We start from the raw sequence: 13,784 nt of genomic DNA, 5'->3' as shown, positions 1-13,784 counted from the left end.
GCTAAGTGCCGTAATGGCATTTGGCTGATAAAAAGTCGGTTGCCCTCAAATCAATACTGTATATAATCCCAGGAACTGTATATAAAGCCAGACACCTATCATGCTAAAACTAACTCCGAGACAGTCTGAAATCCTGAGCTTCATCAAGCGCTGCCTTGAAGAAAATGGATTCCCGCCCACCCGTGCGGAAATCGCTCAGGAGCTTGGCTTCAAATCCCCGAATGCGGCAGAGGAGCACCTCAAGGCGCTTGCACGTAAAGGCGCTATTGAAATGACGCCTGGTGCCTCTCGCGGAATCCGTATTCCTGGACTGGAAACACAGAAACCTTCTGACAGTGAGCTCCCTGTCATCGGTCGTGTCGCTGCAGGCGCGCCAATCCTGGCCCAGCAGCACGTGGAAGAAAATTGCAATATTAACCCTGACTTCTTCCAACCACGTGCAGATTACCTTCTCAAGGTAGAAGGCATGAGCATGAAGAACATTGGTATTCTTGATGGTGACCTTCTGGCGGTTCACGTCACTCGTGAGGCGCGCAACGGGCAAGTCGTGGTTGCTCGTGTCGGAGAAGAAGTTACGGTCAAGCGTTTCAAACGTGAGGGCAACAAGGTTTGGCTGATTGCTGAAAACCCGGATTTCCAGCCTATTGAGGTGGACCTCAATAAGCAGGATCTAGTAATCGAAGGCCTGAGCGTAGGTGTGATCAGGCGTTAACGAGTCAACGTATCGATAAGGAGGTGTTCAGTGCAATCTTTATTGCCGCCGGATCATGGACAGTTGCCGTTGTTTCACGACGCACTGGTTCAACCGTCGCTCAATCCTTTTTTGGCTGGACCTATTCAGGCGGCGACTCTGCCTGATTGCTTTAGTGAAGTGACTCTAAACGGCGCTCAAGACCATTGCCTGCATTTGCTAGCACCCATGCTGCGGGAGTTGAGTGACGAACAGGATCCCCGGTGGCTGACACTGATAGCACCTCCGACGCTGCTGACGACAAAGTGGCTGCGCTCAAGGGATTTAAATCTGAATAGAATCCTGCTACTGCAACCGCGTCAGAGCATGCAGACACTAGAGCTTGCTTGTGAAGCCTTACGCTCAGGAAGAAGCCATACCGTGGTGAGCTGGCTCTACGGCATGAAGACTTCCGAGAAGAAAAAGCTGGCTTTGGCCGCTCAGACAGGCAACGCCCAAAGCCTTAACATTCGCTTGGGCTGATCAATGAAGAACGCGGGGAGTATCTTCGCGTTCTATCATATCTCCTTCGGCTAGACGCCCCGCCATCTGCACACCCAAATTGAACATGGCTTTAGCCACTTCAACTTGCTGGCCATGCAGAAAATCCTTTGCATCGGAAGAAAACTCCAATGTCACCAGTGCCTCTTCACCATCGGCACGGCGAAGAACGATACGGCCATCAGCCAGTTCGACAATTTCAAGATAAGACGTAGACATATGTGCATCTCCAGCAGGCGCTGGCATTGTAGCAGTCGCACCTGCCCTTCCCTAGGCTCTATCGATTAACGTAATGCAATAAAGACTAAAATGTTGCAAGACAGCTCTTCAATCAAGAAAATCTACACATTTTTGGCGTCTGTGCCTCACCATTCGGTCAATGAACCACGAAAGCGCAGCGCCAACTCCTTGATGTTTTTTCTCCAGGCCTCGAGCTCAGTATGGCTCAGCAGCCTCTTCTCTTCATCAAGCGTAACCGACTCAATCAGCGGCAGACTAGGATCAACCTTAGCTTGCTTGATAGGCTGCGGTGGTTTTTGCAATGCGGAGAACCCATCCAGCAATTGAGCCAGCCATGTTTGCTGATGACTTGCCAACTCAAACAATTCAGCCAACTCAGGACTTGGCGAATCTTTCAAAGCTTGTGGATTTAAAAACTGATCGATTGAGGCAGCCTGGGCGTTAGGCAGGCGGTAATAACCTGCCACTTCGTGACACAACCCCAAAACAGCACCATACAAATGAAACAACGTCGCCTCTCGCTCGGCCTGAATCTGCCCCTGGGCATTCATGCTCTGCTCGTGCTCCGCCCTGCGCCACGATTCAAGGCTTAAACCGGCGAAGTACAACTTCTGGTTGGTACGAGTATAGATCTCATGAGACATGCCTGAATCCTCCCAAGGCAAAGTGGTGCCAGCTGCCCCGCTACACAGACACCGATTGCCAGGCTTGCAGGCCTGGCAACCAGATACAGCGCATCAGCTACGCTTGTCTTCTACCTTCCACTTCCCATTATCGAAATAGGCTTTCCAACCGGTCGGCTTACCATTCTCTTCTGTCTGTACGTATTGCTCCTTCGTCTTGCGACTAAAGCGAATAACAGCAGAGCGGCCGTCCGGGTCTTTGGCCGGTGCACTTAATAGATAATGGTATTTCGGATCGATTTCATCCTTGTGCGGCAACAGCTCGCTGACCAACGGTGCGCGAGTCTCGCGATTCTTTGGAAACTGGCTGGCCGCCAGGAACAGACCTGAAGCTCCGTCTCGCAATACATACGTATCGTTGACTTTCTCGCACTTGAGCTCAGGCATTGCAATGGCATCCATCTTGGGCGGAGCCGGCTCGCCGTTCTTCAGCAGCTTGCGCGTATTCTTGCACTCAGGATTGGTACATCCAAAGAATTTGCCGAAACGACCCGTCTTGAGCTGCATTTCACTGCCGCACTTGTCACACTCCAGTGAGGGCCCTTCATAGCCCTTGATGCGATAGTTACCGGTTTCAACTTCATAACCCGAGCAATCTGGGTTATTGCCACAGATGTGGAGCTTGCGATGCTCGTCAATCAGGTAAGCATCCATCGCGGTTCCGCAAATATCGCAGCGGTGCTTGCCGCGCAGCACACGCGATTCCGACTCGCCTTCGTCGTCCTCAGCAATTTCATCACCCGGAACAAGGTTGATCGTTCCTTTGCAACGCTCTTTGGGCGGCAGGCTATAACCCGAGCATCCAAGGAATACACCCGTTGAAGCGGTACGAATCATCATCGGCCGGCTACACGTCGGACAAGGGATATCCGTGAGAGTCGGCACATTTGCACGCATCCCCCCTTCAGCGCTCTCGGCGGCTTCTAGCTTTTTCTTGAAATCGCTATAGAACTCATCCAGCAGGTTTTTCCAGTCAAGCTCGCCCTGCGCTACGGTATCGAGATCACCTTCCATGCTGGCGGTAAAACCATAATCCATGAGGTCAGAGAAGCTCTCGCCCAGCCGGTCAGTAACAATGTCACCCATCTTTTCCGCGTAGAAACGGCGATTATGCACAGTGGCATAGCCGCGATCCTGAATCGTGGAAATAATGGCTGCATAGGTAGACGGACGACCAATACCGCGCTTTTCCAGCTCCTTGACCAAACTGGCCTCGGAGAAACGTGCCGGCGGCTTGGTAAAGTGCTGAGTGGGATCCAGCTTCAGCAGCTTCATGGCATCGCCCTGGTTCATTTCGGGCAGTACGTCGTCTTCGCCAGGCTTGCTCTGTTGCGACAGAACTCGGGTAAAGCCATCGAACTTGAGGATTCGCCCTTTGGCGCGCAATTCAAACTCACCGGCCTTTGCCGTAACGGTCGTAGAAAGATATTCCGCAGGAGGCATCTGACAGGCAATGAACTGACGCCAGATCAAATCGTACAAGCGTTCGGCGTCTCGCTCCATGCCAGACAGCTGGTCAGGACGCGTGTTTACGTCAGACGGACGAATTGCTTCGTGAGCCTCCTGCGCACCTTCTTTGCTACTGTAGAAATTAGGCTTGGCCGGTAAGTATTTGTCGCCGAATTCATTTTCGATAAACGCCCGAGCCATGGTAATGGCATCGTTGGACAGGTTCGTCGAATCGGTACGCATGTAAGTGATATAACCCGCCTCGTAAAGACGCTGGGCCATCATCATGGTTTTCTTTACACCAAAGCCCAGCCGATTGCTGGCAGCCTGTTGTAAAGTCGATGTAATGAACGGAGCGGAAGGTCGGCTGCTGGTAGGCTTGTCTTCACGCTTGCTAATGCTGTAGCTGGAAACCTTTAACTTCTCGACGGCAGCACTTGCCTGCGCCTCGTTCAACGGCTTGAATGCTTCGCCGTTTTGCCGGACGACCTCAAAACGCGCCTTGGCATTCTTGGGGTTCGCCAAATCGGCGTGAACCTCCCAGTACTCTTCAGGAACGAAGGCACGAATTTCCCGCTCACGCTCCACAAGCAGCTTGACCGCAACGGACTGAACACGTCCGGCCGAAAGCCCTCGTGCGATCTTCTGCCATAGCAGAGGCGAGACCATGTAGCCCACTACACGGTCCAGAAAGCGCCTAGCCTGCTGGGCATTGACTCGATTGATATCCAGCTCGCCCGGCTTGGAGAACGCATCCTGAATAGCTTTTTTAGTGATTTCGTTGAAGACGACCCGCTTGAATCGGCTTTCGTCTCCTCCGATGGCCTCACGAAGATGCCAGGCAATGGCTTCCCCTTCGCGGTCCAAGTCGGTTGCGAGATAAACAGTGTCAGCTTCCTTAGCCAGACGCTTGAGCTCTTCGATCACCTTTTCCTTTCCAGGCAGGATCTCGTAGTGCGCCTTCCAGCCATGCTCAGGGTCGACCCCCATGCGAGCGATAAGCTGGCGCTTGGCCTTTTCCTTTGGAGAAAGGGCTGGAGCTTCGGCAGCAGACTTGCGTCCTTTCGTGGCGGACTCTTTTGACGCGCCTGCCGACCCACTGGTAGGCAGGTCACGGATATGGCCGATACTCGACTTCACCACGTACTGGTTGCCCAAATACTTGTTGATGGTCTTGGCCTTGGCCGGGGATTCCACGATGACCAGCGATTTGCCCATGTATCGGTTGATTCCTGCGTTATTAAAAGATGTAAAGAGAAAGGCGAGACAGTCTGACAGACATTTGGCAGTGAGGCAGTGACTGACGAACCATGACAGCGTGGCTGTACGGCCCCGCTATATATAGTGGCTATTGGAGCAAGGTCAAGGCTGCGCGTTATCGGCAAGCCCTAACGGATTCTCCTCAACCTTTACTAAAGCAAAGCGGGGAACACGCTCGCTGTCCACCTCGACGCTTTCCAGAAACATGCTAAGCGGACGCGCCCAGAGGCCGTATTCACCATACAACGCCTGGTAAAAAACAAGCTCCTCTTCCGTTTCAGAATGTTTGGCTACGCCCAGGACACGGTACTCCTGCCCCTTGTAATGCCGATAGAGCCCAGGTTGTAAGGACATGTTCCCTCCAGAAAGAAAAACCGGGGCCAGGCCCCGGTTTCGGTAGCATAAACGCCATTCTCAGACGCGTTCGAACACCGTCGTAATGCCTTGGCCCAGGCCGATACACATGGTTGCTACGCCCAGTGCACCACCCTTTTGTTTCATGACATTTAATAGCGTGCCGGAAATACGGGCTCCAGAGCAACCAAAGGGATGACCTAACGCGATGGCCCCACCATGAAGATTGACCTTTTCATCCATCTTGTCGAGGAGCTTGAGGTCTTTCAGCACCGGTAATGCTTGGGCTGCGAAAGCCTCATTGAGTTCGACATAGTCAATGTCGTCCATCGACAGCCCTGCACGCTTGAGGGCCTTCTGGGTAGCCGGAACAGGACCATAGCCCATGATAGCAGGGTCTACTCCGGCAACCGCCATGGCCCGAATACGTGCCAGTGGCTGCAGGCCAAGGTCCATTGCCCGCTGACCAGACATCACAATCATACAGGAGGCGCCGTCGGTGATCTGGGATGACGTACCTGCAGTTACTGTACCATCCTTTGGATTAAACGCAGGTCTGAGTTCAGCTAGGCCTTCCACAGTTGTATCAGGACGGATGGTCTCGTCATAGTCAAACATCTTCAGGAAGCCATTTTCATCATGTCCTTCCATGGGGATGATTTCGTTCTTGAACGCACCTTCCTGAGTGGCCTTCCAAGCCAACTGGTGCGAACGGTAGCCGAATTTATCCTGTGCTTCCCGGGTAATGCCGTGCATCTTGCCCAGCAGCTCTGCTGTGAGCCCCATCATGCCAGAGGCCTTTGCAGCATAAAGCGACAGATGCGGGTTAGGGTCAACGCCATGCATCATGCTGACGTGTCCCATATGCTCGACGCCACCTACCACGAACACATCCCCATTACCGGTCATGATGGCCTGCGCCGCTGTATGCAGTGCGCTCATCGAAGACCCGCAGAGCCGGCTTACGGTCTGCCCTGCGCTAGTATGAGGGATGGGCGTCATCAAGGACGCCATTCGCGCAATGTTCCAGCCTTGCTCGAGCGTCTGGTTTACGCACCCCCAGATCACATCTTCCACTTCTGCCGGGTTGATTTGCGGATTGCGTGCCAGAAGCTGGGTAATCAGATGGGCAGACATGTTTTCTGCCCGGGTATTACGGTGCATGCCACCCTTGGAGCGACCCATCGGTGTGCGGCCAAAGTCGACGATAACAACGTCTCTTGGATTCAGGCTCATAAGAATTCTCGCTCTGTACTGTCTGCGTTAACCAAAGAAGGACTGGCCGTTACGGGCCATTTCGCGCAGCTTTTCAGTCGGGTGATACAGTGGCCCCAGGTCTGCATACTGGTCGGCCAGTGCCACGAACTCGGCAACGCCCAGGGAATCGATATAACGCAGCGCACCGCCTCGGAAGGGAGGGAAGCCAATGCCATAGATCAATCCCATGTCCGCCTCTGCAGCCGACTCGACAATGCCATCTTCCAGGCAACGAACCGTTTCCAGGCACAGCGGAATCATCATGCGCTGAACGATTTCATCATCCGTGAAATCGCGCTGCTCATACACGACAGGCTTGAGCAAGGCGTAGGTCTCTGCATCAGCGACTTTCTTTGGCTTGCCCTTTTTATCGGTCTCGTACACATAGAACCCTTTGCCGTTCTTCTGTCCAAGACGTTTAGCCTCGTACAGCGCATCAACAGCGGTCTTGCGGGACTCTTTCATCCGGTCAGGGAAGCCTTCCGCCATCACATCACGGGCATGATGCGCCGTATCCATCCCTACAACATCCATCAAGTAAGCCGGCCCCATAGGCCAGCCAAACTTTTCCATGAGCTTGTCGATACGCTGGAAATCAGCGCCCTGCCCGATCAGGCCAGCAAAACCACCGAAATAAGGGAACAGCACCCGATTGACCAGAAAGCCCGGACAATCATTGACCACGATAGGGTTCTTACCCATTTTTTTGGCATAGGCCACAGTGGTCGCAATCGTTTTTTCGCTGGTCTTTTCGCCGCGGATTACTTCAACCAGAGGCATCATGTGCACCGGATTGAAGAAGTGCATACCGCAGAAATTTTCAGGACGCTTCAGGGCTTGTGCAAGCAAGCTGATCGAGATGGTCGAGGTATTGGACGCCAGAATGGCTTCTTCACCAACCTGATCTTCGACCTCTGCCAGCACAGCCTGCTTGATCTTGGGATTCTCAACAACAGCCTCAACCACGATATCCACCGACTTGAAGTCGCCATAGGACAAAGTGGGGCGAATACGATTGAGCGCTTCAGCCATTTTCACCGGCTCGAGACGGCCCTTCTCGACACGCTTGTTGAGAAGCTTGCTCGCTTCATCAAGACCGAGCTGAATGGCTTCCTCACGGATATCCTTCATGAGAATCGGCGTGCCTTTGAGCGCAGACTGATAGGCGATACCACCGCCCATGATACCTGCCCCCAAGACGCTGGCCTGTTTGATCTCACCCGCCTGCTGATCGTAAACCTTAGCCTTTTTCTTGAGCAGCTGATCATTCAGGAACAGACCGATCAGGCTTTGCGAAACAGTTGTCTTGGCGAGCTTCACGAAGCCTTTGGCTTCGACCTCAAGCGCCTTCTCTCGCCCGAAATTAGCGGCCTTCTGGATGGTCTTGATCGCTTCTACTGGCGCGGGATAATTCGGACCCGCCTGACCTGCAACGTAGCCTTTGGCCGACTCGAATGCCATCATGGCTTCAATGGGGTTTAGCTTGAGCTTTTCAAGCTTGGGCTGACGACGGGCCTTGTGGTCAAGCTCGCCAGAAATGGCTCGACGTGCCAGATCCAACGCCGCGGCCTGCAACTTGTCGGGTGCAACAACTGCATCCACGACACCGACCTTGAGCGCCTCGGCAGCAGAGTTCTCCTTGCCCGAAGCAATCCACTCGATGGCATTGTCGCTACCGATCAGGCGAGGCAACCGAACAGTCCCGCCAAAACCGGGATAAATGCCCAGTTTTACTTCTGGCAGACCAACCTTTGCGGTCTCGCTCATGACCCGGAAGTCGGCAGCCATGGCGATTTCAAGGCCACCGCCAAGCGCGATGCCGTTAATTGCCGCTACGGTAGGGACGTTGAGGTCTTCAAAGTCATTGAAGATCTGATTGATCTCGAGGTTCCCTGCCAGCAGATCCTCGTCTGGCATACGGAAACTTTCGACAAACTCGGTGATGTCTGCCCCTACGAGGAAAACATCCTTTCCGCTACTGAGAATGACGGCCTTGACCGAAGCGTCGGCCTTGAGGGCATCGACAGCCTGGCGCAGCTCGTTCAAGGTCAGGCGATTAAATTTATTGACCGACTCGCCAGTAAGATCAAGCTTTAACTCGGCGATACCGTTTTCTAGAGCCTTAACCGTGATGGCTTTACCTTCGTAAATCATCAACTGATCTCCATACGTGGAAGCGGAACACTCACATCCAAGCCTTGTTGCCCATTCAGGCAGGCAGCCAACTGCATGGCGTGATACTAGGATTCGTTAAGCCCGGGCGGAACGCGAAAGCTATACCTTGCGGCAACCTTCTCTTCTCTGCCCGAGCACTACAGGGCCCGCAAGACAAACATCTGATTCATACAAGTGTTTGACAGCCCCTACACGATCATTCAAAACCTGCGTTATGTCAATTCGGCCCATGCGTTAACGTGGCATAACAACCCATTGAGCCCGGACGGCATGGGACTGAAAAATCATCAATCTCTACAAAGGATAGGTGCAATTGGCGCAGCGATCTGTTAACAACAGCGAGGCGCAACACCCGCAGCAAGGAGCAAGTACCGCGAAATGCGGTCCAAACGGTATCTGGATAGCAGGTGCGAGCCGCACCAGACAGGCCATACTTGAAATGTTCGCCATCCTTAAGGAGGAGAAATAAAATGTCTTATAAACACATTCTGGTAGCCATCGACCTGACTGATGAATGCCATGCCGTAATCCGTCGTGCTGTCGATCTGGCTACCGGCCTCCAAAGCAAGGTTTCCCTGGTCCATGTGGTCGAACCAATGGCTATGGCGTTCGGCGGTGACGTGCCCATGGACCTTTCCTCCCTTCAACAACAGCAGATCGAACAGTCCCGTGAACGCCTGGACAGCTTTGTTGCGCAATACAGTCTTCTGGAGGGTCAGTGCCAGTTGGCCTATGGGCAGCCTCGCCAGGAAATCCACCGCTTTGCTCGCGAAAATGCCTGTGATCTGATCGTTGTGGGCAGCCACGGCCGCCATGGCCTTGCCCTTCTTCTGGGCTCGACCGCCAATGACCTGTTACATGGTGCCCCGTGTGACACCTTAGCGGTCTCCCTGACCCGGAAGTAATACTAAAAAGGGCTCCCTCAGGAGCCCTTTTTTCATTCTTCCAGTTCAGCCCATCGCTCCAGCAGCTGATCGAGCTCACGCTGTAAAGCCTCGAAGCGCTCAACAACGACACGCGTCGTTTCAAGCGGCTGCTGGTAGAACGCCGGATCGGAAATCTGGCTTTGCAGTCTCGCCAGCTCGTTTTCCGTCGCCTCGATCTGTGTCGGCAAGGCATCCAGCTCGCGTTGATCCTTATAACTGAGCTTTTTACGGGCCGGCGCCTGCTGCGCTGCTACCTTGGATGCTTCTACGGGTGTCTCTTGAGTGGCCGCCGCATCCGACTTGGCCTCCATTTTCGACCCTGTCGCACCTAACAAGCGAGGCGATCCACCTTGACGTAGCCAATCCTGATAGCCTCCGACGTACTCGCGCACGAGGCCCTCGCCTTCAAATACCAGGGTGCTGGTCACGACGTTATCGAGAAACGCCCGATCGTGACTGACCATCAGCACGGTGCCCTCAAAGCTCAGAAGCACTTCCTCCAGCAGTTCCAGCGTCTCCACATCCAGATCGTTGGTAGGTTCGTCGAGCACCAGCAGATTGGCCGGCTTGCTGAACAGCTTCGCTAGCAGCAGTCGGGCACGTTCGCCACCTGAAAGCGCTTTCACGGGCGTCCGGGCACGCTGTGGGCTAAACAGGAAGTCCCCCAGATAACTGAGGACATGACGATCCTGACCGTTGATCGTGATGATTTCACGTCCTTCAGCCATATTGTCGATGACGGTTTTTTCAGGCTCAAGCGCATGTCGCAACTGATCGAAATAGGCCACTTCAAGCTTGGTGCCATGCACGATTTTTCCTGCCGTCGGCTCAAGGTCACCCAGCAGCAGTTTGAGCAGCGTTGTCTTTCCAGAGCCGTTGGGGCCTAACAAGCCCATCCGGTCGCCTCGCTGCACCACTAGGGAAAAATCACGGATAATGGGTTCGCTGCCTGGATGGGCGTAATCCACGTGCTCGACAACAATGACCTGTTTTCCAGACTTGTCGGCGGTTTCCAGCTGCAGATTTGCCTTACCCTGGCGTTCGCGTCGTTCGCTGCGTTCAAAGCGCATGGCCTTCAATGCACGCACTCGCCCTTCGTTGCGGGTACGTCGAGCCTTGATGCCTTGACGAATCCAGACCTCTTCCTGAGCCAGACGCTTATCGAACAATGCGTTGGCGGTCTCTTCCGCTGCAAGCTGCTGCTCTTTATGCACCAGAAAACTGGCGTAATCGCCCTGCCAGTCGATGAGATGGCCTCGATCCAACTCAAGAATACGTGTCGCCAGGGCTTGCAAGAAGGCTCGGTCGTGGGTGATGAACAGAATCGCACCCGGATATTGACTCAAGGCCTCTTCCAACCAGGCAATAGCCCCGATATCCAGATGGTTGGTTGGCTCATCGAGCAATAGCAAGTCAGGCTCGGCCACCAGGGCCTGCGCCAATAGCACACGTCGACGCCAGCCACCGGAAAGCTCTGCAAGGGTCTTTTCTGCAGGCAACTGAAGGCGGCTCAGCGTGCTCTCGACCAGCTGCTGCAGTCGCCAGCCATCCTTGGCTTCCAAATCCTGCTGAACGCGCATCAGACGCGTCAGGTCTTCGTCAGTGTGAATGTTCTGGGACAGGCGATGATACTCCGCCAGCAACTCCCCTACGCCAGTCAATCCCTCGGCCACAACATCGAATACGGTACGATCATCTGCCCGAGGCAGCTCCTGGGGCAACTCTCCGATCTTCAGCGCCGGAGCACGCCAGATCTCGCCATCGTCTGGCATCTGCTCGCCCTTGACCAGGCGCAGCATGCTGGACTTGCCAGTACCGTTGCGCCCGATCACGCAGACTCTCTCACCCCGAGCAATCTGCCAGGACACTCCGTCCAGCAATGGCATGGCACCGAAAGCCAGAGATACGCCGGTGAATTTGAGCAAGGTCATAGGCATCTCCAAGAAAAAGGATGTGCATTCTAGTGCCCATCCGCACGAACTGCATGTTTTCCTACCGACGGCACTCAATGTTTTCGAACATATGACGACAAGATTATTAGCCTGACCGTTGGTAGCTCATACGCTTTCGTCGTAATAGCCGACAAGCTAAAGTAATCGCCTTTGTGCGGCCGAGCCGCATGTACCAGCAGTCTTCTCCGGGAATCTCATGCGCGGCCGTCTGTTCAAGCTGTTGACCTGTGTCTTTGCTTCTCTCATTGGATTGGAAACCGCTCACGCGGCCCCCATTGAGCAACAACGTCTCCTATACGACCAAGCCAAGGCAGCGCTGGCCAAAGGAGATGCCAGTCTCTATTTGCAGTCACGCAATGCGTTGCAAGGGTATCCCCTGGAGCCCTACCTGCAATATGACGAGCTGACCGCACGCCTCAAGAACGCCAGCAATACAGAAATAGAGGCCTTTCTTGCCGAGCATGGCGATCTCCCGCAGGCAAACTGGATGAAGCTGCGCTGGCTGCGCTGGCTCTCCGAGCGCGGCGATTGGAGTACCTTTGACCGCTACTATGACTCCAAGCTCAACTTTACCGAACTGGATTGCCTGAATGCCCAGCACCAGATTCAGGAAGGCCAGACAACACAACCCTTCAAGACAGCGGAAAAGCTCTGGCTGGTAGGCAAGTCACAACCAGCCGCCTGTGATGGCCTTTTCAGTGCCTGGGCTGCTCGCGGCCAGATGCCTGAAAGCATGGTTTGGAAACGTGCCAAGCTGGCGGCCGAAGCGCGTAATTACGGGCTAGTCACCCATTTGGGACAGCAGATGCCCACCCTGGGCTCACTTGCCAACCTGATGAGCGATATCGCTCAGAAACCCCAACAGCTAGCCGATGTGCAGCGCTTCACACCTGCCAGCGAGCCCATGGCCGATGTGGTTGGTCTGGGTTTGCGACGCCTTGCCAAACAGGATCCCGAGAAAGCATTGGGCCTACTCGATACCTATAGTCAGCGCCTGCCCTTTTCGCGCGACGAAAAAGTATCCATTGCGCGTGAGATCGGGCTGACCCTGGCCAAGAACTTTGACCCACGAGCCCTTCCGCTCATGGAGCGTTACGATCCGGAACTCCGTGATGACACGGTCAGCGAATGGCGTGCGCGCCTTCTACTGCGTCTGGCCCGCTGGAAAGAGACTTACCAGTTAATCCAGCGGTTTCCCCCATCGCTTCTGGAAACCAACCGCTGGCAATACTGGCGCGCCCGTACCTTGGAGCTGTCTCAGCCGCAAAGCTCAAGCGTACTGGCTGATTACCAGCCAGTCTCGCGTGAGCGCGATTTCTACGGCTTTCTAGCAGCCGACCGCATCAAGGCGCCTTATCAGCTGAACAATCGTCCGCTCGTACTGAGCAATAGCCTTCGCAACCGCGTACGCACCACGCCTGGTATTCAGCGCGCGCTCGAGTTCTATGCACGTGGTGAATTTGTAAATGCGCGGCGCGAGTGGTTTCATGTCAGCCGCAGCTTCAACCGGGACGAATTGGTTGCCCAGGCCCGCATGGCCTACGACATGCAATGGTATTTCCCGGCTATTCGCTCAATTAGCCAAGCCAAGTACTGGGACGATCTGGACATCCGCTTCCCTATCGCCTACCGCGACAGTTTCGTTCGTGAAGCGCGCCAGCGAGGCTTGCATAGCAGCTGGGTCTTCGCTATTACCCGGCAAGAGAGCGGCTTCATGGCCGATGCCCGTTCAGGCGTGGGAGCCATGGGCTTGATGCAGTTGATGCCTGCGACGGCAAAACATACTGCCAGCAAGTTTTCTATTCCATTGGCCAGCCCTCAATCAGCCCTGCAACCGGACACAAACATCCAGCTGGGCACCGCTTACCTGAGCATGGTTCATGCACAATTCAACGGTAACCGTGTTCTAGCCTCAGCGGCTTATAACGCCGGTCCCGGACGTGTAAAAAGATGGCTGAAGGACGCCCGGCACTTGGCGTTCGATGTCTGGGTAGAAACCATTCCGTTTGACGAAACCCGTCAATATGTCCAAAACGTGCTAGCGTATGCGGTCATCTACGGCCAAAAACTCAATACGCCTCAGCCACTGGTAGAGTGGCACGAACGCTTCTTTGACGAAACTTGATGACTTAAGCAGGAGCTGCAATAGCTTTGCAGCTCCTGCCTCGTTACACGTCGCCACACCAGGGTGCCATTAAGCGGCTGTGAAATTTCGTCAATCTCCGTATACTTCGCGGCTCTATTTTTTCCGCTATTG

General features: G+C 54.4%; 11 protein-coding genes. 4 read left to right on the top strand and 7 right to left on the bottom strand.

From position 1 onward, the window contains the following. Window positions 1-100 precede the first annotated feature (100 nt). Complete coding sequence (gene lexA / locus QWJ10_RS18515; protein ID WP_010797701.1) at window positions 101-712, top strand: transcriptional repressor LexA; 612 nt, start codon at window positions 101-103, stop codon at window positions 710-712. Window positions 713-742: 30 nt separating this feature from the next. Continuing rightward, the gene (gene sulA / locus QWJ10_RS18510; RefSeq protein WP_289928805.1) at window positions 743-1,213 is read left to right on the top strand and encodes an SOS-induced cell division inhibitor SulA; all 471 of its coding nucleotides are present in this window, start codon (window positions 743-745) and stop codon (window positions 1,211-1,213) included. Here the strand turns inward: sulA and QWJ10_RS18505 are convergent, their stop codons facing one another. The 6 genes from QWJ10_RS18505 to fadB all read right to left on the bottom strand — a co-directional run bounded on the left by QWJ10_RS18505 (window position 1,214) and on the right by fadB (window position 8,628). After that, window positions 1,214-1,450, bottom strand: coding sequence for a hypothetical protein (locus QWJ10_RS18505; RefSeq protein WP_010797699.1), 237 nt, complete (start codon window positions 1,448-1,450; stop codon window positions 1,214-1,216). Window positions 1,451-1,596: 146 nt separating this feature from the next. Next, window positions 1,597-2,115, bottom strand: coding sequence for a DUF6586 family protein (locus QWJ10_RS18500; RefSeq protein WP_074827491.1), 519 nt, complete (start codon window positions 2,113-2,115; stop codon window positions 1,597-1,599). A 93-nt stretch (window positions 2,116-2,208) separates the two neighbouring features. Continuing rightward, entirely contained in the window at window positions 2,209-4,821 is a 2,613-nt protein-coding gene (gene topA, locus QWJ10_RS18495) for a type I DNA topoisomerase (protein ID WP_289928798.1), read from the bottom strand. A 144-nt stretch (window positions 4,822-4,965) separates the two neighbouring features. Beyond that, complete coding sequence (locus tag QWJ10_RS18490; RefSeq protein ID WP_010797696.1) at window positions 4,966-5,217, bottom strand: DUF1653 domain-containing protein; 252 nt, start codon at window positions 5,215-5,217, stop codon at window positions 4,966-4,968. Window positions 5,218-5,277: 60 nt separating this feature from the next. Continuing rightward, window positions 5,278-6,453, bottom strand: a complete 1,176-nt coding sequence (gene fadA / locus QWJ10_RS18485) for an acetyl-CoA C-acyltransferase FadA (RefSeq protein ID WP_289928794.1) — start codon at window positions 6,451-6,453, stop codon at window positions 5,278-5,280. 27 nt (window positions 6,454-6,480) lie between these two features. Next, the gene (fadB, locus tag QWJ10_RS18480; RefSeq protein WP_019365902.1) at window positions 6,481-8,628 is read right to left on the bottom strand and encodes a fatty acid oxidation complex subunit alpha FadB; all 2,148 of its coding nucleotides are present in this window, start codon (window positions 8,626-8,628) and stop codon (window positions 6,481-6,483) included. 491 nt (window positions 8,629-9,119) lie between these two features. Between fadB and QWJ10_RS18475 the strand changes: the two genes are divergently transcribed. Beyond that, entirely contained in the window at window positions 9,120-9,554 is a 435-nt protein-coding gene (locus QWJ10_RS18475) for a universal stress protein (RefSeq protein WP_010797693.1), read from the top strand. A gap of 32 nt (window positions 9,555-9,586) precedes the next feature. On the opposite strand, the gene QWJ10_RS18470 is transcribed toward QWJ10_RS18475, so the two are convergent. Further along, window positions 9,587-11,506: an ATP-binding cassette domain-containing protein gene (locus QWJ10_RS18470; RefSeq protein ID WP_122043078.1), complete on the bottom strand. Its 1,920-nt coding sequence runs from the start codon at window positions 11,504-11,506 to the stop codon at window positions 9,587-9,589. A 217-nt stretch (window positions 11,507-11,723) separates the two neighbouring features. On the opposite strand from QWJ10_RS18470, the gene QWJ10_RS18465 reads away from it, so the two are divergent. Beyond that, window positions 11,724-13,652, top strand: coding sequence for a transglycosylase SLT domain-containing protein (locus QWJ10_RS18465; RefSeq protein WP_010797691.1), 1,929 nt, complete (start codon window positions 11,724-11,726; stop codon window positions 13,650-13,652). Window positions 13,653-13,784 lie beyond the last annotated feature (132 nt).

Origin of the sequence: Pseudomonas sp. WAC2, assembly GCF_030403525.1 — a bacterium.
Classification (GTDB): domain Bacteria; phylum Pseudomonadota; class Gammaproteobacteria; order Pseudomonadales; family Pseudomonadaceae; genus Chryseomonas; species Chryseomonas luteola.
The sequence above is the reverse complement of the archived record's forward strand: the minus strand, read 5'-3'. Positions and strand labels throughout refer to the sequence as shown.